Raw genomic sequence first — 26,905 nt, forward strand, 5'->3', positions numbered from 1 at the left:
TTATGCCCGCATGGCCGCAGCCCTCGGCGAAGTCGAAGACCAGTATGACGTGGTCCTGTTCGACTGCCCGCCACAGCTGGGCTATCTGACGATGGCGGCGCTTTGCGCCTCCACCTCGGTGATGATCACCATCGTGCCCAACATGCTCGACGTTGCGTCGATGGCGCAGTTCCTGCAAATGAGCGCGGATTTGCTCGACGTGGTCGCCGAGGCTGGCGCACCGATGCAGTTCGATTTCATGCGGTTTCTGATCAACCGCTACGAACCCAATGACGGCCCACAGCAACAGGTCGTGTCCTTTCTGCGCACCCTCTTTGCAGGGGAGGTGATGGTGGCGCCGATGCTGAAATCCACCGCGATCTCCGATGCGGGCCTGACGCAACAGACGATTTACGAAGTCGAGCGGGCGCAATTCAACCGCCAGACCTATGACCGTGCGCTCGAGTCACTGAATGCTGTGAATGACGAGATAGAGCAGCTGCTCCATGATGCCTGGAGACGATAGATGGTACGCAAGAACGTATTGAACACCGCCCTGCCCCCGTCCGGTGCAGACCCGAAACGGCCCAAGGCCCCTGCCCCGCGCGGCGCCGTTGGCGCGCTGCAATCCTCGCTGTCCAAGCTACAGGAAAACGCGGTGCAAGAGATTGACGCGGCCCAGATTGACGACGCCGGTGTCGAAGACCGGCTGGGCGACGATCATGCCGATCACAAGGCGCTGATGGACAGCCTGAAAACCTATGGCCAACAGGTGCCGGTGCTGCTGCGCCCGCACGCCACAGCACGGGGCCGGTTCGAGATTGTCTACGGGCGCCGCCGCCTGCGCGCGCTCAAGGCATTGGGCCTGCCGGTCAAGGCGATGGTGCGCCAGCTCAGCGATGATGAGCTGATCATGGCGCAGGGACAGGAAAACACCGCCCGTCGTGATCTGAGCTTTGTCGAAAAGGCCAGCTTTGCCGCGCAGCTTGACGCCGAAGGCTATGACCGCGAGACCATCGCCGCCGCCCTGTCGATCGACCAACCCATGGTGAGCCGGATGCTCAAAGTGGGTCAAGCGGTGCCACTGACGGTCCTGCGCAAAATCGGCCCGGCCCCCGGCATTGGTCGCGACCGCTGGCTGGGGCTGGTCAAACTGTTGGAACCACGCGGCGTGCGCACGCGCGCCTTTGCCTTTCTCGACACGCCGGACGCGGTGGCCCTGTCGTCGGACGCCCGGTTCGAAGCGGTGTTCGCCCGCGCCAAGGCCCCGGCGGCAACAAAAACGGCTGACAAACCCCGCGCCCTGCGGGCGGCGTCGGGCGCGGTGCTGGGCGACATCCGCCCCAGCCGCAAGGGCGTCACGCTGACCATCACGGGCAAGGACGGGTTCGCCCAGTGGCTCGATGCCCAAGCCGACACGATCATCACAGAGCTTCACGACCGCTGGTCCGCCAGCACATCGGAAGAAGAGCAGTAACCAACAAAACCAAGGAGGACACGAGCAGACCCGCAGAAAAAAGAAAAGCCCCCCGAAACGGTGTCCCGGAAGGCCCTTCATAAGCTAGCACCTTTGAAGTAGCCCGCAGCACCGCAATCTGTCAACTCCGACCGCCGCGTCCGGGGGCAGAAAACTGTTGTCTCTCGTCATATGACCATGACCATTCAGGCCCATCGTGATTTTGGGCAGGCCGGGGCGTGCGCGCCCGCCGGACCTGCGACTGTTGACAAATGGCGGCTGCTGGACGCGCTGACCGACGCCGCCGAAACCTTTGGCATCGGACACCGCCAGATCGGCGTGTTGCGCGCGCTGGTGGGGTTTCATCCGCTGCGCCATCTGCCCGTGACCGCCGATCATCTGGTGGTCTACCCATCGAACCGCACGCTAAGCGCGCGACTGGGTGGAATGCCCGACAGCACGATGCGGCGCCACCTGTCCGCGCTGGTGCGGGCCGGTCTGGTGGCGCGCAGGTCCAGCAGCAATGGCAAGCGGTTCCGGCGGGGCAGGGGGACGGACGAGATTGCCTTTGGCCTCGACCTCGCCCCCTTGGTCCGTCACGCGGCGATGATCAGAACCGCCGCCCGCACCGCGCAGGACGCGGCGGAGACACTTGCCGCCAAGCGGGCCGAACTGCTTGCCCTGCGCCATGCCTTGCGCCAACAGGCCCCGGCGCAACACGCCACCTTCCTCGCTGATCTGGCCCGTGCCCTGCGCCGCGCGCTGTCGCTTGATGCGCTGATGCACCTGATCACAGAGCTAAAGACACGTTTGTCAGCCGTCACCGTGTCAAAAAAAATGAGCACCAGTGACAGCGAAAATGAGCGGCACATAGAACAGCAAGACAGAAAGAAAAAGGGGCAGGGGGCAGAGCAGCCGGAAACCGTGACGCCAGCGGAACTGGATCACCTATGCCATGAAAGGCGCAGCTTTTTTGTCGATCCGTTGCAAAGCTGGTCAGACGTGGCGCAGGCCGCTGATGTGGTGGCCCCAATGCTGGGCATCGACGGTGACACAAGACGCAGGACAGAGATGCGGCATGGTCGCCTCGCCACGGCCATTGCCATCCTTTATGTGTTGGAACAGGGCGGGACCGTAGACAACCCGGGCGGCTACCTACGGTCCTTGTCTGATCGACCCGATATGCTGGCGGCGACGGTGACGGCCCTCAAATCCCGGCAATTGTCAGCTGACAATCCGCAAATCATAAGTATATCAACGACTTAGATCAGCGGGCGTTTGACATTTGGCGCATCTTCGGCCTGTGCCAGCTCTGCCAGCCGTGTCGGATTGTGCACCGTCAGCTGGTTTTCCGAAAGCGTCACAATCTGATCCTCGCGCAGGCGCGCCAGCGTCTTGTTGGTATGCACCAGTGACAGACCCATGGCGTCCGCCAGATCCTGTTGGCGATAGGGCAGGGGGACGGTGTTGCCGGTCTGCTGTTTGACCGCCGTCAGCCGGGTGTAGAAGCGGTGCAGCGCCCAAGACACCTTTGCACGCGCATCCAACTGACCCACAGCGGCAAGCGCCTCGCCCAGAAACACCTCTTCGGTGGCGGCGATGCGGGTCAGGTCATAGGCGCGGGCCGGATGCGATTTGAACAGGGTCCACAACTCGGACCGGTTAAAGGTGCACAGCCGCATCGCGGTTGACGCTTCGACCGAGTGGCTCATCTCGGACATCACCCCGGCCTGTAGCCCGATAAAGTCGCCGGGCAGCACAAACCCGATCACCTGACGGCGCCCGTCAGCGAGTGTCTTGTAACGCAGTCCCATGCCGCGAAGGCATGTAAACAGATGGGTGGAGGATTGGCCCTGCGCCATGATCTCGGTGCCGGGCTGCGCTTCCAGCTCACCGGTCTTGAACCGTTCCATAAATGACACTTCGGATGCGCTCATCTCTTCGAAGGCATCCAGTTTCCGCAAAGGGCAATTGTTGCAATCAGTCGACATATTTTTCCCGCTGGTATGTCACAGTTTAATTCATGTAGCGCGAATCTGTGCCAACACAGGGGTTCCTAAAGCACATGGTGGCCTATGAACCGTCGCGATCTGATACCGCGTCAAGCGTTGGTAATTGGAAACAACGCCGTCGAAGTGATGGACATCGATGAATATCTGCGCGGCCATGGTTGGTCTGCGACGATGATCGTTGATGGTGTCTCGCAGGCTGTGCGGGCGTTTGAACGCCTCGCGCGGCCCTTTGATCTGGTCGTGCTGGCGGCCCCGCACACCGATCCTGCCGCGCTCAGCTTTATCCGGTCGTGTACCGAAGAAGGATGCCCGGTGATCGTAGTAAATGGTGCGTTGGCGACCGCGCAGCCCGGTCAGATCGTTCTGATGACCCGCCCGTTCATTGACAGTGATCTGGACGAGGCCATGTCCACGCTTGGTCTTGTCTACGCGTAGATGCGTGGCGGTGCGTAAGGGGCATGACGTGTCTCCTTTTTGATCGTTACGGGTCCTCAACGGGGCGCACGGGCGATTGGTTCCAAACCGATGCGGGAACTTTCCGGCCAGCGGCACGTTGAGGTGCCGAAGCCACATGAAAGGAAACGCTATGTTGTCATGGTCCCTGTTGTTTCTGGCCATCGCGCTGGTGGCCGCCGTCTTTGGATTCGGTGGCATTGCCGCGACATCCGCCGGGATTGCACAAATCCTGTTCGTCTTGTTCATCGTGCTGTTCGCCGTAACGCTGCTGATGCGTTTCGTCCGCGGACGCTGAACGACATGAACATGTCATAGGGTCGGCACCTGTATCGGGTGCCGACCCTTTTTACGTATTTGACAAAGGAGTCCACATGGACCGCGCCACCGCCCTGACTGAACTGTTCCTCGAAAGCCTGTCCGCCGAGGATCAGGACCTGCCCAACCTGCGACAAGCCATAACCGAGGTGGCTGCAGATGTGATCACCGTCGAAAAGAACGATGCCGACTGGGCTGCGGCGCGGGTGCTGCGGCGGTTGGTCGAACCGGATCGGGTGATTTCGTTTTCGGTGACGTGGACGGACGATGCGGGCGATGTGCAGGTGAACCGGGGCTGGCGTGTGCAAGCCTCGAACGCGATTGGCCCTTACAAGGGCGGGCTGCGGTTCCACCCGGATGTGACGCTGGATGACCTGCGGTTTCTCGCCTTTGAGCAATGTTTCAAGAACGCGCTGACCGGGCTGCCGCTGGGCGGGGGCAAGGGTGGCGCCGATTTCGACCCGCGCGGCAAATCCGACGCCGAGGTTATGCGCTTTTGTCAGGCGTTCATGCGCCAGCTTGCGCCGCATATCGGGCCGGACCGCGATGTGCCTGCGGGTGACATCAACGTCGGCGCGCGCGAGATCGGATATATGTTTGGCGCGTGGAGCGCGGCGTCCGGCACCTATGCCGGGGCCATGACCGGCAAGGGCCTGTCCTATGGCGGATCCGAAGTGCGCACCGAGGCGACGGGCTACGGGCTGATCTATTTTGTGCAGGCCATGCTGGCGCGGGCGGGTCGCGATCTGTCGGAGCAGCGCATCGCCATTTCCGGCAAGGGCAACGTGGCTATTCACGCCGCACGCAAGGCACTGGCCGAGCGCGGCAAGGTTGTCACCCTGTCGGACACGTCTGGCACGCTTTACGACCCCGACGGGCTGGACCCTGCCGCCATTGACTGGGTGGCGGCCCAAAAGGCTGCGGGCGGTGATCTGTCCGACCCGCCCGCCACGCTGCGCGCGACGTTCGAGGCGGATGCGCAGCCATGGAGCTTTGAGGCTGACATCGCGCTGCCCTGCGCCACCCAGAACGAGATTGACGAAGACGCCGCCAAGGCGCTGGTGGACAACGGTGTGACCGTGCTGGCCGAGGGGGCCAACATGCCCACGACCGCAGGCGCGCTTAAGGTGCTGCGCAAGGCGGGCGTGCTTTATGCGCCGGGCAAGGCCGCGAACGCGGGCGGCGTTGCCGTCAGCGGCCTTGAAATGAGCCAGATGAGCCACCGTCGCTTTATGTCTGCCGAAGAGGTGGATCAGGCGCTGCGCACCCTCATGTCCGACATTCACGACCGTGTCGCTGCCGAAGGGCAGGGGGGCGGCTCTGTTGATTACGCGCGTGGCGCGAACCTTGCGGGCTACCGCAGACTTGCCCGCGCCATCACGGCACAGGGGGTTCTGTGATGCCCAAAGACACCACACCGACAGGCGCGCAGGTCCTCGTGGACTGCCTTGTTTCCGCTGAAATAGACACTGTTTTCGGCGTTCCCGGCGAAGAAACAACCGAGGTGATGGCGGCGCTTGACGCGTCGGGCATCGACTTTGTCCTGTGCCGCAATGAACAGGGGGCGGCGTTTATGGCGTCGGTCCACGGACGGCTGACCGGGCGGCCGGGTGTCTGTCTGGCCACGCTGGGGCCGGGGGCCACCAACCTTGTCACCGGGGTGGCGGATGCGCAGTTGGACCATGTGCCGCTGATCGCCATCACAGGGCAGGGCGCGCGGGATCGTCTGGGCCGGATGAGCCACCAGATGATCGACCTTGAGGCTTTGTTCGCGCCCATCACCAAGCTGAGCCGCACCATTCTGATGCCCGATGACATTCCGGCCAGTTTCGCAGAGGCGATGCGCCTTGCGCTTGATGGGCGGCCCGGTGCGGTGCACCTGTGCCTGCCCGAAGACGTGGCGGCAGCGCCCTGCGCCTCCACACCTCTGCCGGTGCGCACGCCGCCGCAGATCCGCGCCGGTCAGGACGATTTGCAGGCGGTCGCGGACCGTTTGGCGCAAGCGCAGCGTCCCGTGATCGTCGCGGGCGCCGGGGCGGTGCGGGACGGCGCAGCCGAAGCCGTGCGCATGTTTGCCGAGACGACCGGCGTGCCGGTGGCGACCACCTTTATGGCCAAGGGTATCCTGCCGCCTGATCACGACGCCACGCTGTTCTCTGTTGGCCAAAGCGAGGAGGACTGGACCGATCTGGCGTTGCAGGCGGCGGACCTGATCCTGCTTATCGGATTTGACGCGGTGGAATATCCGCCGCTGGGCCTTGGCGGTGATGCGGAGGTTTGCGTGATCGACACCGACCCGCCGCGCGCCGACACCGGGTTGGAGATTTCCGCCAGCGCTGTTGGTGACATCGGGCACAGCCTGACGGATATGCGCCTGCGGCTAAAGGGGCAACGCTGGGCGCCCGTGCCCGCCTTTGTCGCTGCGCGGGACGGGATGCGCCTTGCCATGGAGCGGCGGCTGACCGGGGATGACACCGGTGCGGTTGCGCCTACAGACATATGCCGGGTGGTGACGTCCGCCCTGCGCCCCGAGGATACGGTCCTGTCCGGGGTGGGGATGCACAAGCTGTGGATCGCGCGGCATGTGCAACCGCTGCGCGCAGGCCAGTTGATCGTGCCAAACGGGCTGGCGGGCATGGGCCTTGCCCTGCCCGGAGCGGTCGCGGCGGCGCGGTTGCAGGACACGGGCCGCGTGCTGGCCATCTGCGGCGACGGTGACGTGATGATGAACGTCCAAGAGATGGAGACGATCACCCGTCTGGGACTGCGCCTGACGGTGATGGTCTGGGTCGACGGGGGGCTGGGCCTGATCGACGACCATCAGGGCGAAGAGGGGCCCGATTTCCCCTTTGCCAACCCGATGTGGGGCCAGTTGGCGCGGGCCTTTGGCTGGACCTTTGCGCCGGTCACGGGTCTGGGCGATCTGCCGATGCTGCTGCGCGCCGCGCTGAGCGCCGAGGGACCCACATTGCTGACGGTGCCGGTGGATTATGCCGCCGCCGGTCACATGCCCGCACGCGATTTGAATCTTTCGGGGAACTCTGACGCGGCTTGAGCGTTAGTCCTGCAACCGAAGCAGATATGGAAGGGAGACATGCACATGTCGAACGCACTGAACGTTGTACCAACCGAAGATACAGTATCCACCGGCGTCCGTGACACCGGGGTAATCGCTGAGGGTCTGGCGGATGTGCTGGCTGATACCTACCGTCTGGTGTTCAAGTCGCACGCCTATCACTGGAACGTCGAAGGCCCGTTGTTCTATTCAGTCCACAACCTGACCGAAGAGCATTACGAAGACATGTTCGGCGCCGCTGATGAACTGGCCGAGCGCATCCGCGCCCTGGGCCATCTGGCACCGACCTCCATGGCCGACATCGTTGCGCGCTCGCGCATTGAGGACGCGACAGGCCAGCTGACGACCGAAGAGATGATCATGGATCTCGCACAGGACCACGAGCGTATAGCGCACCGGTTCCACGCGCTGATCGAGATGGTCGAAGAGCGCAAGGACCCGGTCACAGAAGACATGGCGACAGAGCGCAGCGCCTTTCACGAGAAAGCTGCGTGGATGCTGCGGGCACTGGCCAAGTCCAGTTAAGATTTAACGAGTGGGTGAATGGGTAGTGAGTGACCCCCGCGGCGGCCCGCCGCGGGGGTTTATTTTTGGTCAGGCCTTGAGCACGGCAGACGAGGCAAAGAACATGGCTTGGCTCACGGCGGAACGTACCTGATCCTCGGTGTAGGGTTTGGAAATCAGGAAGGCCGGTTCCGGCCCCTCGCCGGTCAGCAGACGTTCGGGATATGCGGTGATAAAGATCACCGGGATATCGCCTGCATTTGCCGTGATGCGGTTGACCGCGTCGATGCCGCTGGACCCGTCGGCCAGCTGAATGTCCGACAGGATCAGATCGGGTTTCTCACGCTCAAACAGCGACAGCGCGCCGTCGGCAGTGCGTGCCACGCCCGTGACCCGGTGGCCCAGATCGGAGGCGATGTTTTCCAGATCAATCGCGATAATCGCCTCATCCTCGATGATCATCACCGCGCCGCTCACCGATTTGGCCATTTCGCGATAGGCGATGTCCAGCAGTTCGGCCACGTCGCTGACGGTGGTGTCCATGATGCGGGCTGTGTCCTCGGGCGAGAATTCTTCGAGTGTGCGCAGCAGCAGCGCCTCGCGGGTGCCATCGGTCAGGGCGGCAAGGTGGCGGTGCGCCTTTGCGGCCATGCCGCCGTCTTCTTCGGACAGGCCCGCGCCGCTGGTTTTCCAGATCGTGTGGAACACTGTGAACAGGGCCGCCTTGGGCGATACGTCGCTGGCAAATTGCGACGGGTCGGCCAGCACCGCCTCAAGCGCGGTGGCGGCATAGGCATCACCCCGCGATTGGCTCCCCGTGAGCGCGCGCGCATAGCGGCGCAGATAGGGAAGATTGGGTCCGATTTTGTCCGCCAGGGTCATTTCAGCGTGCTGCGACATTGTGAGCCACTCCGTTTTTTTTGCACATTTTGTGGAACTAATGCCTGTGCGCTGCATTTAGTTCCCAAGGAGATGCTGTTTTGACAACTATGAGCAGAATAATGGGTCCCAAAGACAACTCGTCAAGGATGGACGCGGAAATCGACAAGAACCTGAAGCGTGCCTTTGATGATGTGGCAGGCCAGGAATTGCCGTCGCGCTTTACCGACTTGCTGGATCAGCTGCGCGCCCAAGAGGCCGAAGCCCCTGATACGGAGACAAAAGATGAGTGACGATCCGCGCGAGGAGATCGTGACGCATTTGGGCCCGATGCGGGCCTTTGCCATCAGCCTGACCCGAAACGGGGCGCTGGCGGACGACATCGTGCAGGACGCGCTGGTCAAAGCGTGGACCAACATCGACAAGTTCCAGCCCGGCACCAACATGCGGGCGTGGCTGTTTACGATCCTGCGCAACACTTATTATTCGCACCACCGCAAGCGCCGCCGCGAGGTCGAGGATACTGAGGGCGAACTGTCCGCCGGTCTGGCACAAAAGCCGGACCATGACGGGCGCCTGCAAATGCGCGATTTCAGCGCAGCGTTTGGCACGTTGCCCGAAGAACAGCGCGAAGCGCTGGTGCTGGTGGGCGCGGGCGGTTTTTCCTACGAAGAGGCGGCAGAGACCTGCGGCGTGGCGGTCGGCACGATCAAGAGCCGCGTCAACCGGGGCCGCGCGCGTCTGGTCGAATTGCTGGAGATGTCGGACACTGAACCGATGGAAGTCACCGAGGCGGTAACGCAGGGGATCGTGACGCTGAACCAGAGCGTCGCGTGACACCGCGCAGGGTCATGGGCGGTCTGCGGATCAAGCTGATCCTGCTCACCTCTCTTGTGCTGTTCCCGCTGGGGCTGATCGCCCTGTGGCAGACCTTTCAGGAGGTGCGCGACAACCGCGCACTGACCCAGCGGATGCTCATCGACACCACCCGCGTCGCCGCCTCTGACCATCGCGCGCAGATCAAACAGGCGGTGGGGGCGGGCCACGGCCTTGGCACGATTGCCCGCCTTGCCGATCTGGCCACCTGTCGTCAGGCGATGATCCAGTTTCTCGAAAGCGACCCTGCCTTTGCCTTTGCCGGGTACGTGCCGGTGAGCGGCATCATGGAATGCAGCAGCGCGGGCGACACGGTTATTGATTTTTCGGAATATGACACGTTGCAAGACGCCATCGACCGGGCCGACGTCTATGTCGAGGTGAACGCCAACGGCGCGGTCAGCGGGCAGGCGGTGGTCATTGTCAGCGTGCCGGTGTTCGAGGACGGCACATTGACAGGCTTTGTGTCGCTGTCGTTGCCGCAAGACACGGTGATCCGGGAGAACGTGCTTGAAGAAGAAATAGAACTGGTGGCAATCGCCACATCCGGCGAGGTGTTTGGCCTGTCCCACGGCGCCGGTGAGTCCAAGGATTACCTGCCGCGCGACATGTCCCCCGCGGACATCCTCAGCCGTTCCGGCACCAGCTTTGTCGCTGAGAATGCGGCGGGCCAAGAGCGCATTTTTTCGGTCACGCGTTCGGTGGCCGACAGCTATGTGATCGTCGGCAGTTGGCAGCAATCGTCGCTTGTCAGCGCGAGTGTCTGGCAGCAGGCGCTGATGCCGCTTTTGTTCGCCGTGCTGATGTGGGTGGCAAGCATGGCGGTTGCCTTTCTTGGGCTGGACCGGCTGGTGCTGCGGCATCTGCGGGCGCTGCGATCCGCGATGCGCCAGTTCGCTTTGGGTGAGCGCAACGCCGATGGGCTGGCGCTGGACAACGCGCCGGACGAATTCAAGGACGCGGAGCGTGCCTTTAACCGTATGGCGTTGCTTATCACCGAAGCCGAAGCGCAGCAGATGACCGACCTGCACGACAAGGAAGTGCTGCTGCGCGAGGTGCACCACAGGGTCAAGAACAACCTGCAAATGATCGCCTCGATCATGAACCTTCAGGCGCGTGCGGCGCGCACGGACGAGGTGCGCGAGGTTCTGGGCGGGCTGCAACGGCGGGTGCGGGGCCTCGCCATGCTGCACCGGTCGCTTTATGCCGAGGCCGAAACGTCGCGCGTGGATGCGCGTGATCTGGTGGCGGCGGTGGTGTCCGACACCTCCACCATTGTGCCCGATCCGACCCTGTCCATCACAACAGACCTGCGGTCGGCCATGCTGTACCCCGATCAGGCGGTGCCCCTGTCGATGTGGGTGGCCGAAGCGCTGACCAACGCGGTCAAATATGTGGGCCGGGATGCGCAGGGCGGGGCCTTTATCCTCGTGGCGATGGACCTGGACGACGCGGGCACGGTCACGTTGCGGGTCGAGAACAGCACCGGCACGCCGCTGCTGGACGATCATGTGGTTCCCGAAAGCACGGGTCTGGGCACCAAGCTGATGACCGCATTCAGCCGCCAGCTTGAAGGCACGGTCGAAGCGCTAGATACCGATGGGCGCTTTGTGCATATGCTGCGGTTCCACGTACAGGATTTCAATCCAGAGAACGATGATGTCAGATCGGACGATCCCCCAAACCGCGCGGATGTCGCAGCGGCCTGACTTTGAGGTGTTCGTCGCGGCGGATGGTGCGTTTGCCGCCTTTGAAGAGGCGGTGCTGGACGCACAGACCTCCATCACCGGCGGTTTTCGCATCTTTGACATGAGCACTCCGCTGCTCAGCGATACCGCGCGCGCGGTTGGTGAGACGTGGTTTGACCTGCTGGTGCATGTGCTGCGCCGCGGGGTTCGGATGGATCTGGCGGTCAGCGATTTCGACCCGGTTTATGCCACCGAACTGCATCAGCAGGCGTGGGCCACGGTGAAACAGGGCGCTGCATTGGTCGAAACGGCGGGTGTGCCTGCGACGCAGGTGCGCGTGCGGGCGCTGCTGCATCCCGCAACGCCGGGCATGGCCCCATGGCTCGCCTTTTTGCCGGCCAGCCTGCGCAAAAAGCGGGCGCGGCACGCGGCGCTGAGCCGTGATGCCCTTGCCGAAGCGCCGGGCCTGTCGCGCAACCTGCCCGATCTGCATCCGGTCACGCATCACCAGAAGCTCGCCGTGATCGACGACGACACGCTGTATATCGGCGGTCTCGATCTGAACGAACGGCGGTTCGACACGCCGGACCATGACCGCCCCGCCGCCCAAACGTGGTCTGATGTGCAGGTGATCGTGCGCAACGATCCCGCCGTGGCCGAGGCCAAGGCGCATATTGAGACATTTGACGACGTGGTGCGGGGCAACACACCGCCGCCGCCCGTGCAGCGGCTCAGGCGGACGCTGTCGGCGGACCGGCGGTTCAAGCTGCCCTTTTTGTCGCCGCGCACGCTGGTGTCCGAGATCGAGACGCTGCACCGCGACGCCTTTACGCAGGCCCGCCACCTGATCTACATCGAAACGCAGTTCATGCGGTCGCAACCGATGGCCGAGGCGCTGGCAGAGGCGGCGCAGGCGCGCCCCGACCTGACGCTGATCCTGATCCTGCCCGCGCTGCCGGAACCTGCCGCCTTTGACGCCGATGACGATATCGGGTTCGAGACGCGCTATGGCATGGGTCTGGAACGCGACGCGCTGCGCACGCTGCGGGACGGGTTTGGCGACCGCGCGACCATCGCGAGCCCGGTGCAGCCCGTCTTGGCCGCCCGCGAGACGCGCGCCACGCTGGCCGGATCGCCGATCATCTATGTCCACAACAAGGTACTGGTGCAGGACGCTGACCGCGCCTTTGTCGGGTCGGCCAATATGAATGGCCGGTCGCTGCACTGGGACACCGAAGCCGGGTTGCTGGTGGATAGCCCTGCGCGGGTCGGCACGCTGCGCAGTGCCCTCTTTCACCATTGGTGGCGCGCGGATATCGCCCGCGACTGGACCGACCCCGCGCAGATGCAACCGCTGTGGCAGGCCGAAATCTGGCGCAACGACGTGCGCAACCCCGACACACGGCGCGGGTTTCTGGTGTCGCATGACGCGCGGCTGCACGAGGCCAAGGGCCAGTCTTTGCCGCTGGCGACGGATGATATGGTTTAAACGCCGGTCACGCGGAACCATTGCGCCGCTGCGGGGTTAACCCTGTAACCGCAGCAGCAAAGGAGACACGTTATGGACAGCGACCGCATCAAAGGCAAATGGACCGAGATCAAGGGCCAGTTGCGCGAGAGCTATGGCGATCTGACCGATGACGAGATCGAGCAGGCCAAGGGCGACCGCGAGCAGCTCGAAGGGATGATGCAGCAAAAGCTGGGCAAGACCAAGGACGAGGCGCGCGCCGCCGTGGACAAGATCCTCGACAGCGTCTGATTTTGACGATTTCCGCCCCCGCGCATGACGCAGGGGTCGTGCAATTTGCACCGAACGCGGGCCAGTATCTGGTCCGCGTTCAGCGTTTGTAGATCACGGGAAACCAATCCTCGCGCAGCGTCTGGCCCGGCGCCATGTCATGTCCGGGAAACGGCGGCGAAGTCGGCCCCGGCCGCGCCACATAGCGCGCATCATCCCCCAACAGCCGCAATGAAAACGCCCGCCGCCGCGCAGCGGACGTGTTGCCGCGCGCGCCGTGCAGCGTGGCATAGTTAAAGGCGACCGCGTCGCCCGGCGCCATGTCCCATTCGCGGATGGTCATCCCCTCGGCATCGGGGTCAGGCACGGGCATGTAATCGTCTTCGTTGGGGAAAAAGCTGGTTTCGGCCAGCCACCGCATTGGCAGAACCGGTTTTGCCCACGCATGGCTGCCCGCAACGCAGCGCAGGCTGGCGTCCGTCACCGCATCCATGGGCGACCAAAAGCTGACATTCTGAACCCCGTCGACAAAGTAATAGGGGCCGTCCTGATGCCATGGGGTCGGCTTGGTGGTGCCGGGTTCCTTGACCAGCACGTGATCGTGAAACATCTGCACCCGGTTTGACGACATCAGGTCTGCGGCGACCTCTGCGGCGGGAGAGGTGCGTATGACCGTCTCGAATTCGGGGATTCGGGTCCAGTTGCAGTAATCGTCGAAAAAGCGCCCGCTTTCGCCGTCCTTCAGGTTTTCGGCGGCATATGGCCCCGGCGCGTTCATGTTGCGGTCGATGCCCCGGCGGATCGTGTCCACGTGGTCGGCAAACAGCCCTTTGATCAGGACAACCCCGTCGCGCTGGAACGTATCGATGTGGTCTTGGCTCACCAATGGGTGCATGGGGCGTCTCCGGTTTTGGCCCCGGATATCACGGGCCGGTTCGGGCGCACAATCTTCAGAGCGACGCCAGCACGTCGCCCATGACCCGTTTGTAGCGCGCAACGATGGCCGCCTTGGCGACGTGTGCGCCCCCCCTGACCCGGTGCCGCCCGGCAGACCACAGATCCGTGACTACGCCGTCCTTGGCCGCAAAGACCAGCCCGTCAAGCAACTGGTCCGTCGTCAATGTGCACAGGGCCGGATCGGTGCTGTCGACGGCCACCAGATCGGCCAGCCGCCCTTGGGCAATCTGGCCCGCGGCGCGTCCCAGCGCCTGCGCCCCGCCGCGCGCCGCGCGGGTATAGAGCGATTGGCCCACCGGTCCGTCCCCCGGCACCATAATGTTGCGGGCCATGTCGCGCAGGCGCTGGCTGTATTCCAGCGTCCGCAATTCTTCTGTCAGCGAGATGTTGACGTTGGAATCCGATCCGACGCCGAATGCGCCGCCCGCCTCCAGATAGGTGGGGCCGTTGAACGGCCCGTCCCCCAGATTGGCCTCGGTGATCGGGCACAGGCCCGCAACCGCGCCAGTGGCGGCGAGGGCGCGCGTTTCGTCCGGGGTCATGTGGGTCGCGTGGATCAGGCACCAGCGCGCGTCGACCTCTGCGTGGTGCAGCAGCCAGTCGACGGGGCGCGCGCCCAGCCAGTCGCGGATGTCGGCCACCTCCTTGGGCTGTTCGGCGATGTGAATGTGGATCTGGCTGCCGCTGTGATCCGCAATGGCGCGGTGCAGATCGTCGGGGCAGGTGGCGCGCAGCGAATGCGGGGCGATCCCCATTGCCGCATCCGCAGGCAGTGCTGCCAGACCAGCGCGGGCGGCGTCCACCAGATCGGCAAAGGCGTCGACATCATTGCCAAAGCGCATCTGGCCCTCTGACAGCGGAGCCTGCCCCGCACCGCCATAGGAATAGAGCACCGGCAGGTGTGTCAGGCCGATACCAGTGTCCTGCGCCGCGGCCATGATGCGCAACGAAAGCTCCGCCCGGTTGTCATAGGGTCTGCCGCCGGTCTGGTGGTGGAGGTAGTGAAATTCGCCAACGCTGGCGTACCCCGCCTCCTGCATTTCGGCAAAGGTCAGGGCGGCGATGGCCTCGACCTGCTCGGGGGTCAACAGATCGACAAAGCGGTACATCAGCGTGCGCCACGTCCAAAAGCTGTCGCGCCCGGCGCGGCGGTGCTCTGTCATACCTGCCATGGCCCGCTGAAAGCTGTGCGAATGCAGGTTTCCAAGGGCGGGCAAAAGGGTGTCCACGCGCGTGTCGTCCGGCTGGGCAGGCACATCCTGCAACACCTGCGCGATATGGTGGTCCGCGACGACAATGCGGACGTCACGGCCCCAGCCGGTGGGCAGCAGGGCGTGGCGGGCATGGATCATGGCGAGGATTTCCGGCTGGCTTTATGTATAGACATAATGCACAATTACGCATACCAGAAAAGTGGAAACTTCGCCCCTTCGGAGGATGGCCCCGATGACGCACGCCCCTTACGTCTTGCGCGACCTGCACGCGGCGACGATGGATGATGCGGGTGCCCCCTATGGCTTGATTGAAGATGCGGCCATTGCCGTTGCGGAGGGCAAAGTGGCATGGGTCGGCGCGCGGGATGCCCTGCCGCAAAGCTATGCGCAGTGGGCGGTCCGGTCGCTGGACGGGCGGGTTGTCACACCCGGTCTGATCGACTGTCACACCCATATCGTGCATGGCGGCGACCGCGCCGCCGAATTCGAGATGCGGTTGAACGGGGCCAGCTATACCGAGATTGCGCGCGCGGGCGGTGGCATTGTCGCAACCGTCGCGGCCACCCGTGCGGCGTCCGACGACACGCTATTGCGCGCGGCACTGCGCCGGGTGGACGCCCTGATCGCCGAAGGTGTGACCACGATCGAGGTCAAGTCGGGCTATGGGCTGGATCAGGACACCGAACTGCGCATGTTGCGGGTCGCCCGGCGCATTGCCGGGGTGCGCCCGGTGCGGGTGCGGACCAGTTTTCTGGGGGCGCACGCCACGCCACCCGACTATGCCGGTCGCGACGACGCCTATATCGACACGGTTTGCATTCCGGCGCTGCGGGCGGGCCATGCGGCGGGGCTGATCGACGCGGTGGACGGGTTTTGTGAAAGCATCGCCTTTGACCCCGACCAGATCGCCCGCGTGTTTGATGTGGCCGGATCGCTGGGCCTGCGGGTCAAGCTGCACGCCGAACAGCTGTCGAACCTTGGCGGGGCCACGCTGGCGGCGCGCTACGGTGCGCTGTCGGCGGATCACGTCGAATATCTGGATGCGGCGGGGGTTGCGGCGCTGGCGGCGGCGGGCACGGTGGCGGTGCTGCTGCCGGGGGCGTTCTATACCTTGCGCGAAACGCAAATGCCGCCGGTTGCGGCGCTGCGCCGCCACGCGGTCCCCATCGCGCTGGCAACGGATATCAATCCGGGATCGTCCCCGCTCAACTCGCTGTTGCTGGCGATGAATATGGGCTGCACTCTGTTTCGCCTCACCCCAGAAGAAGCGTTGCGCGGCGTCACGGTCAACGCCGCCCGCGCGCTGGGTCTGGACGCGGTGGGGCGCATCGCGCCCGGCCATCACGCGGACCTCGCCATCTGGGATATCAGCCGCCCTGCCGAGCTGAGCTATCGCATTGGGTTCAACCCGCTGCACGCCCGTCTGTTCGGGGGGGTGGCATGACGGCGCTGACCCTGACACCGGGGCAGGTGACCCTTGCCGATCTGGAACGGGTGTTCCGCGATGAGGTCGCGGTCCGGCTTGATCCGGGGTGCCATGCGGGCATCCTGCGCGCCGCTGATCGGATTGCAGAGGCGGCGCGGGGCGGGCAGGCGGTCTATGGCGTCAACACCGGCTTTGGTAAACTGGCCAGTGTCAAGATCGCGGCCAAGGACACCGCCACATTGCAGCGCAACCTGATCCTGTCCCATTGCTGTGGTGTGGGTGCGGCGATCCCACGGGCGCAGGCGCGGCTGATGATGGTGCTCAAACTGCTGAGCCTTGGGCGCGGGGCGTCGGGTGTCCGCATGGCGCTGATCACCCTGCTCGAAGATATGCTGGCCGCGGGTGTGACCCCGGTGATCCCGGTGCAGGGGTCGGTCGGGGCGTCGGGCGATCTGGCCCCGCTGGCGCATATGGCGGCGGTGATGATGGGCGCGGGCGAGGCCGAATTCGACGGCCATGTGATGTCCGGGGCCGACGCGCTGGCCCGCGCCGGACTGGAACCGGTCACACTGGGACCCAAGGAGGGTCTGGCGCTGATCAATGGCACGCAGTTCTCGACCGCGTTCGGATTGGCCGGGCTGTTTGGCGCGTGGCGGGCGATGCAATCTGCGCTGATCACATCGGCGCTGTCCACGGATGCGATCATGGGCTCTACCGCGCCGTTGCAGCCGGATATCCACGCCCTGCGCGGCCATGTCGGTCAGATCGAGGCGGCCGCCGCCCTGCGCGCCCTGCTGGCCGGGTCCGAGATCCGCGAAAGCCACCGCGAGGGTGACGCGCGCGTGCAGGACCCCTATTGCATCCGCTGCCAGCCGCAGGTCACCGGGGCCGCGATGGACGTGCTGCGACAGGCGGGCCGCACGCTGGAGATCGAGGCGAACGCGGCGACGGACAACCCGCTGGTGCTGACGGACGCGGACATGATTGTGTCTGGGGGCAATTTCCACGCTGAACCGGTGGGCTTTGCTGCGGATATGATTGCGCTGGCGGTGGCCGAAATCGGTGCCATTGCGCAGCGCCGCATCGCGTTGATTGTCGATCCGACGCTCAGCCACGATCTGCCGCCCTTTCTGACGCCTGACCCCGGTCTGAACTCGGGCTACATGATCGCCGAGGTGACGACGGCCGCGTTGATGAGCGAGAACAAGCATCTGGCGAACCCGTGTGTGACCGACAGCACGCCCACCTCCGCCAATCAGGAGGATCACGTCAGCATGGCCGCCCATGGTGCCGTGCGGCTGGGCCGGATGGTCGAAAATCTCGACCGTATTCTGGGGGTTGAGCTGCTGTGTGCCGCCCAAGGGGTCGCGTTTCGCGCGCCGCTGCGCACGTCCGGGCCACTGCAACAGGTGGTGGCGCATCTGCGGGCGTCCGTGGATGGGGTGAAAGAGGACCGCTACCTCGCCCCTGATCTGGAGGCCGCCGCGCGGATGGTGCAATCGGGTGATCTGCCGCGCTCTGCACATGTCCCCCTGCCGGAGTTGGGCGCATGACCCCGGTCGAGGTGCAGCAGGGCGACAGCCCCGTCGTGCTGGGCCTGCCCCATACCGGCACGTATGTACCGCCCGACATTCATGCCTGCCTGAATGCCACCGGGCGCGATCTGCGCGACACGGATTGGCATGTGCACACCCTTTACGACGGGGTGTTGCAGGGGGCGACAACGGTGCGGGCGACATTCCACCGTTACGTGGTCGATGCCAACCGCGACCCGTCTGGGACAAGCCTTTATCCCGGGCAGAACACCACCGGCCTTGTGCCGCTGACGGATTTTGACGGGCAGGATATCTGGCTGACACCCCCCACGGTGGACGCGGTTCAAGACCGCCGCCGCCGCTTTCACGCCGCCTATCATGCCGCCCTGCGGGCCGAACTGGACCGGGTCCGGGCGCTGCACGGGATTGCGATCCTGTATGACTGCCATTCGATCCGCAGCCGCATTCCGTTCCTCTTTGACGGGACATTGCCGGATTTCAGCATCGGTACGAACCTTGGCACCACCTGCGCGCCTGTGATCGAAACGGCGGCCTATGGCATCTGCCGTGCGGCGGACCGCTTTTCGACCGTGCTCAATGGCCGGTTCAAGGGGGGCTGGACCACGCGCCACTATGGCCAGCCGCGCGCGGGCATCCACGCGATCCAGATGGAGCTGGCGCAATCCACTTACCTCACGACCGAACGCCCGCCCTGGCCCTATGACCCCGGCAAGGCTGCCCGCCTGCGCCGTACCCTGTCGCGCCTGCTGGGCAAGCTGGCCCATCTCGCCCTGAACGGAGACCTGACATGACCCACCCCCGCAAGAACACCCGCGATGTCTATCCCGCGACGGGCACCGACATGACCGCAAAACACTGGACCACCGAAGCACCGCTGCGGATGCTGATGAACAACCTGCACCCCGATGTGGCCGAGAACCCGCACGAACTGGTGGTCTATGGCGGCATCGGGAGGGCGGCGCGCACTTGGGATGACTTTGACAAGATCGTCGCCGCCCTGCGCGCACTGGACGAGGATCAGACCCTGCTGGTGCAATCGGGCAAACCCGTGGGCGTGTTTCAGACCCATGCGGACGCGCCGCGCGTGTTGATCGCCAATTCCAACCTCGTGCCGCACTGGGCCACGTGGGACCATTTCAACGCACTGGATCGCAAGGGACTGGCGATGTACGGCCAGATGACTGCCGGCTCGTGGATTTATATCGGATCGCAGGGGATCGTGCAGGGCACCTACGAGACTTTCGTGGAGGCGGGCCGCCAGCATTATGGTGGCGACCTGACCGGCAAGTGGATCCTGACCGGCGGGCTGGGCGGCATGGGCGGGGCGCAGCCGCTGGCGGCGGTGATGGCGGGGGCTTGCTGCCTTGCGGTGGAGTGTAACCCCGACAGCATCGATTTCCGCCTGCGCACCCGCTACGTGGACGAAAAGACTGACAACCTCGACGACGCGCTGGCCATGATCGACCGTTGGACCGCTGCGGGCGTGGCCAAGTCCGTGGCGCTGCTGGGCAATGCGGCGGATGTGTTCCCCGCGCTGGTCGAACGCGGGGTGCGGCCTGACATCGTGACCGACCAGACCTCGGCCCATGACCCGGTGAACGGCTATCTGCCGCAGGGCTGGACCATGGCCGAATGGCGCGCCCGGCGCGACACCGACCCCAAAGCGGTGGAGGCCGCCGCCCGCGCGTCGATGAAGGTGCAGGTCAAGGCGATGGTGGATTTCCACGCCGCGGGCATCCCCACGGTCGACTATGGCAACAACATCCGCCAGATGGCGCTGGAAGAAGGGCTGGACCGCGCGTTTGATTTCCCCGGTTTCGTGCCCGCCTATATCCGCCCGCTGTTTTGTCGCGGCATCGGCCCATTTCGCTGGGCCGCGCTGTCCGGCGATCCGGAGGACATCTACAGGACCGACGCCAAGGTAAAGGAAATCCTGTCCGACGACAGCCACCTGCACAACTGGCTCGACATGGCGCGGGATCGCATCGCCTTTCAGGGGTTGCCCGCGCGCATCTGCTGGGTCGGCCTTGGCGTGCGGCACCGGCTGGGTCTTGCCTTTAACGAGATGGTGCGGACGGGTGAGCTGAAGGCGCCGATCGTGATCGGGCGCGATCACCTTGATTCCGGATCGGTCGCCTCGCCCAACCGCGAGACAGAGGCGATGCGGGACGGATCGGACGCAGTGTCGGACTGGCCGCTGCTCAACGCCCTGCTAAACACCGCGTCAGGCGCGACATGGGTGTCGCTGCACCACGGGGGTGGCGTTGGCATGGGCTTTTCCCAGCATTCCGGCATGGTGATCTGTTGCGACGGGACGGCGGATGCGGACCGGCGCATCGCACGGGTGCTGTGGAATGACCCGGCCACGGGCGTGATGCGCCATGCGGATGCCGGATACCCGGACGCACAGGCCTGCGCCCGCGAAAACGGCTTGAACCTGCCGGGCATCCTGTAACAAGCAGTGGGACTGCATCACGGGATCAGCAAGGGGACCCAACACATGATCGAACGCATTGAAACGGGCGTACGTTCGTCCAAGATCGTCAAGCACAACGGCGTGGCCTACCTCACCGGTCAGGTCGGCGAAGGTCCGACCATTCAGGCCCAGACCGAAGAATGCCTGCGCCGGGTCGATGCGCTGCTGGCGCAGGCGGGGTCCTCGCGCCGGGACATGCTGCGCGCCACCATCTGGCTGGCTGATATGAGCGATTTTGCGGGCCTGAACGAGGTCTGGAACGCATGGGTTCCCGAAGGACACGCGCCCGCCCGCGCCTGTGGCGAGGCCCGGCTGGCCCGACCCGAATTGAAGGTCGAGATTATCGTCGACGCCGCCTACGGCTAGTATTGCGTCGTCATGCGGTGGCCGGGCCTGTACGAGAGCTGGACAAAGGTCACCGCCTGCCGGTCCAGCCGCGTTGTCCGTTCCACCTGAAACAGGGCGTCACCCGCCGCGCAGTCCAGATGCGCGGCCAGCGTGGCATCCGCCGGGACCGCATGAAAGCTGATCTGCACATCGGTAAATGGCACCTGCGCAATCAGCCATTCGTTGGGCCCCGATTGCGCAAAATCGAAATGCGCGGCATCCGGCGTGGCGCTCAGGTTGATCCACCGGTTTTCGTATTGGTAGGGCGCACCATCGGCGTAGTGCATACAGACAAGGTGCAGCAGGTGGTCCTGTGCCGCCAGTCCCAACCGCGCGCGCAGCCGGTCCGGGGCCGGTGCAACATCGCGGCTGACCAGCGCGTAGCTGTAGGTGGCCCCAAGGTCTGCCACCTCCTGCCGGGTCACGGGAATGGTAAAGCGCGCCTGCCGCACCGGGGCGTCGCGCACCCGGCTGCCCGCCTTGCGGCGGCGTTCGATAAACCCGTCATCAGCCAGTTCGCGCATGGCACGGTTCACCGTTGCACGGGCGCAGCCATAGGTCGCGGCAAGCTCCACCTCGTTCGGGAGCGTACTGCCCGGGGGCAACTGGCCTTGGGTGATCTGGTGCAGCAGATCGGCCTTGATGTCGCGGTAGGTCGTGGCCATGGCACGCTCCGATCCGGGGGCACGATGTGTGCCCCTGTTGCTGGTAAAAAGTACGGACATAACGCCATTATATCCAGACAAATGTGCCAGCAGGCTAGGCGATGGGTTTCAGCGGGATGGGGCGCTGTTCCTCGATCACTTCCATGGCAAAAAGCGACGTAACAGTCTCCAACTCGATCCCGTCGATCAGTTGTTTGTAGCAGCGGTCGTAATCGGCCATGTCCTGCGCCACGATCTTGAGCATATAGTCGTATTCCCCGCCGATCCGAAAGAAATCCACGACGTTGGGAATGGCCTGAACGTGTTGCCGAAAGGTGGTCAGCCAGCCTGCGGCGTGGTGGCGCGTCTTGACCATGACAAAAACAACGAGGTCAGCGCCCAACTGCGCCCGGTCCAGCAGGACGGTGCGCCCCCGGATCACGCCGCGGTCCTCCAGCGCGCGCAGGCGGCGCCAGCAGGCGTTCTGCGACAGCCCCACCTTATCGGCAAGCGCCCGCTGCGACAGGCTGGCATCCTGTTGCAGCGCGGCGAGCAGGTTGCAATCAATTTGATCTACTGACACGGGCACTATCCAATCATTTGACACATAAAAACCTATTACCGCGAATGAAAAGGGAATGAAATCGCGAAATCCGGGTGTCACTTTGCGCCGATACACAGTGCCGGAGGCTGCCATGACACCGCTCACCCGTTTTCAAACTTCGCTGGACCGCCCCGATCTGATCGAGGCGCTGCGCGCCGGGATCATCGGTGAGGGTATGATGATCGACACGCCCTTTGGGCAGAAACCCCTGATCTATGCCGATTACGTCGCCTCTGGCCGGGCGTTGACGGTGGTCGAGGATTTTGTGCGGGACGCGGTGCTGCCCTACTACGCCAATAGCCATACGGAGGCGTCTTTTTGCGGTGCCGCCATGACCCGGATGCGCGAAGAGGCGCGCGACCGGATCGGCGCCATGGTCGGCGCGGATGACGGGTGCAGCGTTGTGTTTACCGGGGCAGGGGCCACCGCCGGACTGAACCGGCTTGTTGCGCTGCTGGATATCGGTGCGCGTGCGGGCCGTGTTGTTGTGCTGGTCGGGCCCTATGAACACCATTCCAACCTGCTGCCATGGCGCGAAAGCGGGGCCACGGTGGTCGAGGTGGCCGAAGGTGCGGATGGCGGCCCTGATATGGCCGATTTGCAGACACAGCTGGACGCGGCACAGGATGCCGAGCTGATCATCGGCAGCTTTTCCGCGGCGTCGAACGTGACGGGGATCGTGACGGACACGGATGCGGTGACGCGGACGCTTAAACGTGCGGGGGCGCTGGCGATCTGGGACTATGCGGGGGGCGGCCCCTATATGCCGATGGACATGCGCAGCGGGACCGACTGCGCCAAGGACGCGATTGTGTTTTCCGCGCACAAGTTTCCGGGCGGGCCCGGCGCATCGGGCGTGATGATCCTGCGCGACCGGATCGCCGCGCGGCACACGCCCAGCCAGCCCGGTGGCGGCACGGTCAGCTTTGTGTCGCCGTGGCGGCACGCCTATTCCAACCGGCTGTCGACCCGCGAAGAGGCGGGAACACCCAACGTGGTGGGCGATATCCGGGCCGCGCTGGTGATGATGGTCAAGGCCGCCCTCGGCCAGCGCTGGCTGGACCAGCGGCAGGCCACCTTGCGCGCCCGCGCCCTGCACCGCTGGCGGCGTCACCCCCGGCTGGAACTGCTGGGCAAAATGGATGTGCAGGCGTTGCCGATCTTTGCCTTTCGCGTGCGGGACGGGCAGGGCGGTTACGTTCACCACCAGTTGTTCACCCGGATGCTGAGCGATGTGTCCGGCATTCAGGCCCGTGGCGGCTGTGCCTGTGCGGGGCCTTATGCGCACCGGCTTTTGGGGATCGAACGGGCGGAATCCGAGGCGCTGTTTGCCGCGCTGGAGGCGGGGGAGGAACTGGCCAAACCCGGCTGGGTGCGCCTGAACCTGTCGGCGCTGATGACGGATGCCAAGGCTGATTTCGTCATCGACTGCGTGGAACGGCTGGCCGAGACCGCGACCCACCACGCCGTGCGTTACAGCGTGGACGCGGCCACGGCACGCTTTGCGCTGCGGGCCGCCTGATGTGCCGCTTTCTCGCTTGGACGGGCGCGCCACGATATCTGGACGAACTGGTGCTGGACCAAAAGCAATCGCTGGTGGCCCAAAGCCGCAATGCCGCGATTGGCAAGACGCCGATCAACGCGGACGGGTTCGGGCTGGCGTGGTATTCTGACCGGGCAGAGCCGTGCTTTTACAAGGACACACATCCCGCATGGTCCGATGCCAACCTCAGGCAACTGGCCCATCACACCCGCGCGCGCCTGTTCATGGCGCATGTGCGCGCCTCGACGGGAATGGCCACGTCGCGCAACAACTGTCACCCGTTTGGCCATGGCCGCTGGAGCTTTATGCACAACGGGCAGGCGGGCGGGCATGAGATGTTCCGCCAGCGGCTGGACGGGATGATCCCGGAACAACTCTATGACCACCGCTTTGGCGCAACCGAAGGCGAGGCGATCTTTCTGATCGCGCTTGGCCACGGGTTGGACGCGGACCCGGTGGGGGGCATGGCCCGCGCCGTGGCCGAGGTCGAGCATCTGGCCCGCGCGCGGGGCACGTTGCCTTACATGCGCTTCGCGGCCTGCTGGTCGGACGGTGTGCGACTGTTCGCGGGGCGTTATGCGTCGGACCGGTTTGCGCCCAGCCTGTTTTACCGGCACTGCCGCGCGGGCATCGTGGTCTCGTCCGAGCCGCTGGACGAGGTCGCGGGCGTCTGGATCGAGGTGCCAGCCGGTGCGGTTATCGAACTGAGCGGCGGGCAGGCGATCACCCACCGCTTTGACGTGCCCGCCCACATGCCGTTTGCCACGGTCTGACCCGCATCAATCGTTGTTACTGACCCCGGCGCCTGCACCGCGCAGGCGGCTTTCCTCGGTCGCGGGGGCAAAGGTGCGGTGCGCAAACCCGCTCAGCCGGGCCCAGCTATCGGGTGACACCTGCGCGCGCTGGACAGGCGCGCGGGGGCCGGACATCTGCGCAGGCGCCGTGATGGTCATCAGCGGGGCAAGCGTCGTGGTCAGCGCTGCATCCTCTGTCATGCAAAGCTGGCGACCGTCCGTGACCAGATGCACCCCGTCCCACGCCGCCGCCACGGGTTGCGCCAGCCGCAGGGCCGCCCCGCCCAAAAAGGGCACCAGCAGCAGCGGGTAACTCACGCTTTGCATCTGGATCTGCCCAAGTGCGAGCAGCCGACCCGCGCAATCGCTCAGCGAGGCCCCCGCGATGATCGGGCTCATCCGCCCGGCGGGCGCTTTCCAGATCCCCTCCAGCGCCATGGGGGCCACGTCGATCTCGGCCCGCCGGTCATTCAGGTCCAGCAGGTCCGCCAACAGACGCGGGCCGGGCAGACCATAAGAGGCAAGCCACCGCACGCCCTTGGCCGCCTCTTCGGCCAACCCCCACGACAGGCCCGACCCCCGCGCCGCGCGCTTGCTCAGCGCCTCGATCTCGTTGAGGGAATGGGTCATGCGCCTGCACCGTCCTGCGTGGGATAGACCCAGAAATCCGCATTGTCCGTCGACAGTTCGTCAGGGTAGGGGGCGTTGCCATACATGCAGATGCGCACCCAGCGGTCCGACCGTGGGTCGAATTGGGTCGCGCCAAAAAAGGACAGTTTGCAGCGCAGCATGTCGATGGGCAGGACCGTGCTGCTGATCGTATTGTCGCAAATCTCGCCATAGGGCGCGCGGTCGATGATCTGGACCCGGCGCACGGTGTGGCGGTGGCCGGGGTGGCGCAGCAGGAATTCGGCAATTTGCACATCGTCGGGCCAGTGCGCCAGCGCCGCGTGCAGCATCGCGGCATCGCGACCGGGGGCGAGGGGCTGTTCGTAGGCCTCGATCGGTTCCTCGAACCGCTCGCCCAGACGCGGCTCCAGCTTTTCCTCGGAAACGTACCACGCGCGGGCGGTATTGTCGGGCACGGTCCAGTCCGTGTCGAGCGCCCAGCCGTATATGCGTTCGATCAGCGCGCGCAACGCGCCCACCGTCATGCCGCCCGCGATGCGGAAGCCCGCGCTGGTGTCGGCGGCCATCCCGTCGCCCAGATGGTCCACCAGCGCGCCGTAGGGTTCCAGCATCAGGGACGCCAGCCATTCCTGCCCTTCGTAGGACAGGTGCGCCTCGGCCCAGCGAAACAGGGCGTCCCACGGCTGTGCCGCGTCAAAATCGTGATCGTCCAAATGCGCGGTCAGCGCCGCCGCGTCGCGGCGCAGTTGGGCCAGCTTGTCCATCTGTACGGGATGTTCGGTCCGCCAGCGGTCCAGCGTGATGCAGGACCGCTGCATCACATCGCGAAACACCGCAACCTCGGCGGTCCGGGCCTTGGGGCACTGGCGCACCAATTGGATCGCTTGTTCGCGCGCGGTGATCCAGTTGTTGAACAGCAGCGGGTGGTTCAGCAGGAAAGGCGCCATGCCCAAGCCGGTGGAATTGCCCATGCCAAGGGGCCGCGCAATGGCCGGGTCCAGACGCGCCGCCGTCCTGCCCGCCGCCCGTGCGGCGCAGTCGGCCATGTGCTGGACCAGATCGCGCACAAACCAGCGGGTCAGGTACACTGACAGCATTTCGACCTGAAACGGGGCGCGAAATTCGGGCCGCCCGGCGATCATCTCGCGGTCCGCGGCACCCAGCTTGCCCGACCCGTAGACCGCCGTTGTGCGCATCAGGTAGCCCACCGCAGCCATCTGCGCGGGGTCAGGCTGCTGACCGGCGGCAAGCCGGTCCACCACATGTTCCCACAGCCGCACCGACCGGTTGGCCCGCGACACGGACAGTTCCGACCCGCTGACCCGGCCCGCCTCCTGATGGGGGATGTTCTGCGACAGGCGCGCAATGTCATCCGCCGCAGGCACGCCGTCAAACAGGGTGAACGTCGCATCCCACGCCTCTGCAATCACCCGGTCAGAGCGTTGGTCCGCGGGCAGGTCATGGGCAAAAGCAACCAGTGAATAGGCCCGGTCCGGCCCGTGCGCGGTGTAGACGGCGTGGCCCACGCCCGCCGCGTCGATGTCGAACACCGTCTGTTCAAACCGCCACCCTTCGCGCGCCATGCGGCGGGTCAGCACCCGCATAAAGGACAGGCGCGACTGGTGCAGGCTGCCCAGCCGGGCAAGGCGCATGACGGTCTGTGCGGGGCGGGTGGCGATGTCGGGCATTGGGTCC

28 protein-coding genes are annotated in these 26,905 nt (G+C 64.9%); 20 read left to right on the forward strand and 8 right to left on the reverse strand.

Annotation, left to right across the window (positions count from 1 at the left end; all coding sequences use genetic code 11):
• From Q1A85_RS22180 to repC, 3 genes are all read left to right on the forward strand, one after another.
• Positions 1–505, forward strand: a 505-nt coding sequence (locus tag Q1A85_RS22180; protein WP_299695023.1) for an AAA family ATPase, incomplete at its 5' end; no start/stop codon positions are given.
• On the forward strand, positions 506–1,456 hold the full coding sequence (gene repB, locus Q1A85_RS22185; protein WP_299695025.1) for a plasmid partitioning protein RepB: 951 nt from the start codon (positions 506–508) through the stop codon (positions 1,454–1,456).
• Between the two features lie 171 nt (positions 1,457–1,627).
• Positions 1,628–2,701, forward strand: a complete 1,074-nt coding sequence (gene repC, locus Q1A85_RS22190) for a plasmid replication protein RepC (RefSeq protein WP_299695027.1) — start codon at positions 1,628–1,630, stop codon at positions 2,699–2,701.
• Here the strand turns inward: repC and Q1A85_RS22195 are convergent.
• A complete protein-coding gene (locus tag Q1A85_RS22195; protein WP_299695029.1) occupies positions 2,698–3,426 on the reverse strand; it encodes a Crp/Fnr family transcriptional regulator in 729 nt (242 codons plus the stop codon). The two genes, repC and Q1A85_RS22195, sit on opposite strands and share 4 nt — an antisense overlap.
• Before the next feature lie 147 nt (positions 3,427–3,573).
• Here Q1A85_RS22195 and Q1A85_RS22200 point away from each other — a divergent pair, with 147 nt between their 5' ends.
• The 5 genes from Q1A85_RS22200 to Q1A85_RS22220 all read left to right on the forward strand — a co-directional run bounded on the left by Q1A85_RS22200 (position 3,574) and on the right by Q1A85_RS22220 (position 7,819).
• The gene (locus tag Q1A85_RS22200; RefSeq protein ID WP_299695031.1) at positions 3,574–3,882 is read left to right on the forward strand and encodes a hypothetical protein; all 309 of its coding nucleotides are present in this window, start codon (positions 3,574–3,576) and stop codon (positions 3,880–3,882) included.
• Between the two features lie 151 nt (positions 3,883–4,033).
• Positions 4,034–4,198 carry a DUF1328 domain-containing protein gene (locus Q1A85_RS22205; RefSeq protein WP_299695033.1) on the forward strand — a complete coding sequence of 55 codons (165 nt, stop codon included), beginning with the start codon at positions 4,034–4,036 and terminating at the stop codon, positions 4,196–4,198.
• A 76-nt stretch (positions 4,199–4,274) separates the two neighbouring features.
• Positions 4,275–5,618, forward strand: a complete 1,344-nt coding sequence (gene gdhA, locus Q1A85_RS22210) for an NADP-specific glutamate dehydrogenase (RefSeq protein WP_299695034.1) — start codon at positions 4,275–4,277, stop codon at positions 5,616–5,618.
• Entirely contained in the window at positions 5,618–7,273 is a 1,656-nt protein-coding gene (locus Q1A85_RS22215) for a thiamine pyrophosphate-binding protein (protein ID WP_299695036.1), read from the forward strand. The genes gdhA and Q1A85_RS22215 overlap by 1 nt, the downstream gene beginning before the upstream one ends.
• A 45-nt stretch (positions 7,274–7,318) precedes the next feature.
• Complete coding sequence (locus Q1A85_RS22220) at positions 7,319–7,819, forward strand: DNA starvation/stationary phase protection protein (RefSeq protein ID WP_299695038.1); 501 nt, start codon at positions 7,319–7,321, stop codon at positions 7,817–7,819.
• Positions 7,820–7,888: 69 nt separating this feature from the next.
• On the opposite strand, the gene Q1A85_RS22225 is transcribed toward Q1A85_RS22220, so the two are convergent.
• Complete coding sequence (locus Q1A85_RS22225) at positions 7,889–8,698, reverse strand: response regulator (protein ID WP_299695040.1); 810 nt, start codon at positions 8,696–8,698, stop codon at positions 7,889–7,891.
• A 101-nt stretch (positions 8,699–8,799) separates the two neighbouring features.
• Between Q1A85_RS22225 and Q1A85_RS22230 the strand changes: the two genes are divergently transcribed.
• The 5 genes from Q1A85_RS22230 (at position 8,800) to Q1A85_RS22250 (ending at position 13,000) form a co-directional block, all read left to right on the forward strand.
• Complete coding sequence (locus tag Q1A85_RS22230; protein WP_299695043.1) at positions 8,800–8,970, forward strand: NepR family anti-sigma factor; 171 nt, start codon at positions 8,800–8,802, stop codon at positions 8,968–8,970.
• Positions 8,963–9,514: an RNA polymerase sigma factor gene (locus Q1A85_RS22235; RefSeq protein WP_299695046.1), complete on the forward strand. Its 552-nt coding sequence runs from the start codon at positions 8,963–8,965 to the stop codon at positions 9,512–9,514. The genes Q1A85_RS22230 and Q1A85_RS22235 overlap by 8 nt, the downstream gene beginning before the upstream one ends.
• Positions 9,511–11,262 carry a histidine kinase dimerization/phosphoacceptor domain -containing protein gene (locus Q1A85_RS22240; protein WP_299695049.1) on the forward strand — a complete coding sequence of 584 codons (1,752 nt, stop codon included), beginning with the start codon at positions 9,511–9,513 and terminating at the stop codon, positions 11,260–11,262. The genes Q1A85_RS22235 and Q1A85_RS22240 overlap by 4 nt, the downstream gene beginning before the upstream one ends.
• On the forward strand, positions 11,246–12,730 hold the full coding sequence (locus Q1A85_RS22245) for a phospholipase D-like domain-containing protein (RefSeq protein ID WP_299695051.1): 1,485 nt from the start codon (positions 11,246–11,248) through the stop codon (positions 12,728–12,730). The genes Q1A85_RS22240 and Q1A85_RS22245 overlap by 17 nt, the downstream gene beginning before the upstream one ends.
• A 72-nt stretch (positions 12,731–12,802) precedes the next feature.
• Positions 12,803–13,000 (forward strand): CsbD family protein, encoded by a 198-nt coding sequence (locus Q1A85_RS22250; RefSeq protein WP_299695053.1) that lies wholly within the window; start codon positions 12,803–12,805, stop codon positions 12,998–13,000.
• Between the two features lie 79 nt (positions 13,001–13,079).
• Here Q1A85_RS22250 and Q1A85_RS22255 read toward each other — a convergent pair whose 3' ends face one another.
• Positions 13,080–13,874, reverse strand: a complete 795-nt coding sequence (locus tag Q1A85_RS22255; protein WP_299695055.1) for a phytanoyl-CoA dioxygenase family protein — start codon at positions 13,872–13,874, stop codon at positions 13,080–13,082.
• Positions 13,875–13,929: 55 nt separating this feature from the next.
• The gene (locus Q1A85_RS22260; RefSeq protein WP_299695058.1) at positions 13,930–15,288 is read right to left on the reverse strand and encodes a formimidoylglutamate deiminase; all 1,359 of its coding nucleotides are present in this window, start codon (positions 15,286–15,288) and stop codon (positions 13,930–13,932) included.
• 94 nt (positions 15,289–15,382) lie between these two features.
• Between Q1A85_RS22260 and hutI the strand changes: the two genes are divergently transcribed.
• From hutI to Q1A85_RS22285, 5 genes are read left to right on the forward strand one after another with little or no spacing between them, the layout of a single operon-like run.
• Complete coding sequence (gene hutI / locus Q1A85_RS22265) at positions 15,383–16,594, forward strand: imidazolonepropionase (protein WP_299695061.1); 1,212 nt, start codon at positions 15,383–15,385, stop codon at positions 16,592–16,594.
• Positions 16,591–18,129: a histidine ammonia-lyase gene (gene hutH, locus Q1A85_RS22270; protein ID WP_299695064.1), complete on the forward strand. Its 1,539-nt coding sequence runs from the start codon at positions 16,591–16,593 to the stop codon at positions 18,127–18,129. Before hutI ends, hutH begins: the two co-directional genes overlap by 4 nt.
• Positions 18,126–18,923: an N-formylglutamate deformylase gene (gene hutG / locus Q1A85_RS22275; RefSeq protein ID WP_299695067.1), complete on the forward strand. Its 798-nt coding sequence runs from the start codon at positions 18,126–18,128 to the stop codon at positions 18,921–18,923. The genes hutH and hutG overlap by 4 nt, the downstream gene beginning before the upstream one ends.
• Positions 18,920–20,587 carry a urocanate hydratase gene (gene hutU, locus Q1A85_RS22280; protein WP_299695070.1) on the forward strand — a complete coding sequence of 556 codons (1,668 nt, stop codon included), beginning with the start codon at positions 18,920–18,922 and terminating at the stop codon, positions 20,585–20,587. Before hutG ends, hutU begins: the two co-directional genes overlap by 4 nt.
• 45 nt (positions 20,588–20,632) lie before the next feature.
• Complete coding sequence (locus tag Q1A85_RS22285) at positions 20,633–20,974, forward strand: RidA family protein (protein WP_299695073.1); 342 nt, start codon at positions 20,633–20,635, stop codon at positions 20,972–20,974.
• On the opposite strand, the gene Q1A85_RS22290 is transcribed toward Q1A85_RS22285, so the two are convergent.
• Positions 20,971–21,660 carry a GntR family transcriptional regulator gene (locus tag Q1A85_RS22290; RefSeq protein ID WP_299695076.1) on the reverse strand — a complete coding sequence of 230 codons (690 nt, stop codon included), beginning with the start codon at positions 21,658–21,660 and terminating at the stop codon, positions 20,971–20,973. The two genes, Q1A85_RS22285 and Q1A85_RS22290, sit on opposite strands and share 4 nt — an antisense overlap.
• A 94-nt stretch (positions 21,661–21,754) precedes the next feature.
• Positions 21,755–22,228, reverse strand: a complete 474-nt coding sequence (locus Q1A85_RS22295) for an Lrp/AsnC family transcriptional regulator (protein ID WP_299695079.1) — start codon at positions 22,226–22,228, stop codon at positions 21,755–21,757.
• Between the two features lie 106 nt (positions 22,229–22,334).
• Between Q1A85_RS22295 and Q1A85_RS22300 the strand changes: the two genes are divergently transcribed.
• Positions 22,335–23,765: an aminotransferase class V-fold PLP-dependent enzyme gene (locus Q1A85_RS22300; protein ID WP_299695082.1), complete on the forward strand. Its 1,431-nt coding sequence runs from the start codon at positions 22,335–22,337 to the stop codon at positions 23,763–23,765.
• A complete protein-coding gene (locus tag Q1A85_RS22305; RefSeq protein WP_299695085.1) occupies positions 23,765–24,559 on the forward strand; it encodes a class II glutamine amidotransferase in 795 nt (264 codons plus the stop codon). Before Q1A85_RS22300 ends, Q1A85_RS22305 begins: the two co-directional genes overlap by 1 nt.
• Positions 24,560–24,565: 6 nt before the next feature.
• On the opposite strand, the gene Q1A85_RS22310 is transcribed toward Q1A85_RS22305, so the two are convergent.
• Positions 24,566–25,210: a DUF3726 domain-containing protein gene (locus Q1A85_RS22310; RefSeq protein WP_299695088.1), complete on the reverse strand. Its 645-nt coding sequence runs from the start codon at positions 25,208–25,210 to the stop codon at positions 24,566–24,568.
• Positions 25,207–26,898 (reverse strand): hypothetical protein, encoded by a 1,692-nt coding sequence (locus Q1A85_RS22315; RefSeq protein WP_299695090.1) that lies wholly within the window; start codon positions 26,896–26,898, stop codon positions 25,207–25,209. The genes Q1A85_RS22310 and Q1A85_RS22315 overlap by 4 nt, the downstream gene beginning before the upstream one ends.
• Between the last annotated feature and the right edge of the window lie 7 nt (positions 26,899–26,905).

Source organism: uncultured Tateyamaria sp., assembly GCF_947503385.1.
In the GTDB taxonomy this organism is placed as follows: domain Bacteria; phylum Pseudomonadota; class Alphaproteobacteria; order Rhodobacterales; family Rhodobacteraceae; genus Tateyamaria.

Excerpts from the sequence above, each read along its gene's own strand:
- Q1A85_RS22205 (WP_299695033.1), top strand. The coding sequence starts at position 4,034 with ATGTTGTCATGGTCCCTGTTGTTTCTGGCCATCGCGCTGGTGGCCGCC.
- Q1A85_RS22225 (WP_299695040.1), bottom strand. The coding sequence starts at position 8,698 with ATGTCGCAGCACGCTGAAATGACCCTGGCGGACAAAATCGGACCCAAT.
- Q1A85_RS22235 (WP_299695046.1), top strand. The coding sequence starts at position 8,963 with ATGAGTGACGATCCGCGCGAGGAGATCGTGACGCATTTGGGCCCGATG.
- Q1A85_RS22230 (WP_299695043.1), top strand. The coding sequence starts at position 8,800 with ATGGGTCCCAAAGACAACTCGTCAAGGATGGACGCGGAAATCGACAAG.
- hutI (WP_299695061.1), top strand. The coding sequence starts at position 15,383 with ATGACGCACGCCCCTTACGTCTTGCGCGACCTGCACGCGGCGACGATG.
- Q1A85_RS22305 (WP_299695085.1), top strand. The coding sequence starts at position 23,765 with ATGTGCCGCTTTCTCGCTTGGACGGGCGCGCCACGATATCTGGACGAA.
- repC (WP_299695027.1), top strand. The coding sequence starts at position 1,628 with ATGACCATGACCATTCAGGCCCATCGTGATTTTGGGCAGGCCGGGGCG.
- hutH (WP_299695064.1), top strand. The coding sequence starts at position 16,591 with ATGACGGCGCTGACCCTGACACCGGGGCAGGTGACCCTTGCCGATCTG.
- Q1A85_RS22200 (WP_299695031.1), top strand. The coding sequence starts at position 3,574 with ATGGACATCGATGAATATCTGCGCGGCCATGGTTGGTCTGCGACGATG.
- hutG (WP_299695067.1), top strand. The coding sequence starts at position 18,126 with ATGACCCCGGTCGAGGTGCAGCAGGGCGACAGCCCCGTCGTGCTGGGC.
- Q1A85_RS22250 (WP_299695053.1), top strand. The coding sequence starts at position 12,803 with ATGGACAGCGACCGCATCAAAGGCAAATGGACCGAGATCAAGGGCCAG.
- Q1A85_RS22245 (WP_299695051.1), top strand. The coding sequence starts at position 11,246 with ATGTCGCAGCGGCCTGACTTTGAGGTGTTCGTCGCGGCGGATGGTGCG.
- repB (WP_299695025.1), top strand. The coding sequence starts at position 506 with ATGGTACGCAAGAACGTATTGAACACCGCCCTGCCCCCGTCCGGTGCA.
- Q1A85_RS22310 (WP_299695088.1), bottom strand. The coding sequence starts at position 25,210 with ATGACCCATTCCCTCAACGAGATCGAGGCGCTGAGCAAGCGCGCGGCG.
- Q1A85_RS22220 (WP_299695038.1), top strand. The coding sequence starts at position 7,319 with ATGTCGAACGCACTGAACGTTGTACCAACCGAAGATACAGTATCCACC.
- Q1A85_RS22290 (WP_299695076.1), bottom strand. The coding sequence starts at position 21,660 with ATGGCCACGACCTACCGCGACATCAAGGCCGATCTGCTGCACCAGATC.
- gdhA (WP_299695034.1), top strand. The coding sequence starts at position 4,275 with ATGGACCGCGCCACCGCCCTGACTGAACTGTTCCTCGAAAGCCTGTCC.
- Q1A85_RS22260 (WP_299695058.1), bottom strand. The coding sequence starts at position 15,288 with ATGATCCATGCCCGCCACGCCCTGCTGCCCACCGGCTGGGGCCGTGAC.
- Q1A85_RS22215 (WP_299695036.1), top strand. The coding sequence starts at position 5,618 with ATGCCCAAAGACACCACACCGACAGGCGCGCAGGTCCTCGTGGACTGC.
- Q1A85_RS22315 (WP_299695090.1), bottom strand. The coding sequence starts at position 26,898 with ATGCCCGACATCGCCACCCGCCCCGCACAGACCGTCATGCGCCTTGCC.
- Q1A85_RS22255 (WP_299695055.1), bottom strand. The coding sequence starts at position 13,874 with ATGCACCCATTGGTGAGCCAAGACCACATCGATACGTTCCAGCGCGAC.
- Q1A85_RS22300 (WP_299695082.1), top strand. The coding sequence starts at position 22,335 with ATGACACCGCTCACCCGTTTTCAAACTTCGCTGGACCGCCCCGATCTG.
- Q1A85_RS22195 (WP_299695029.1), bottom strand. The coding sequence starts at position 3,426 with ATGTCGACTGATTGCAACAATTGCCCTTTGCGGAAACTGGATGCCTTC.
- Q1A85_RS22285 (WP_299695073.1), top strand. The coding sequence starts at position 20,633 with ATGATCGAACGCATTGAAACGGGCGTACGTTCGTCCAAGATCGTCAAG.
- hutU (WP_299695070.1), top strand. The coding sequence starts at position 18,920 with ATGACCCACCCCCGCAAGAACACCCGCGATGTCTATCCCGCGACGGGC.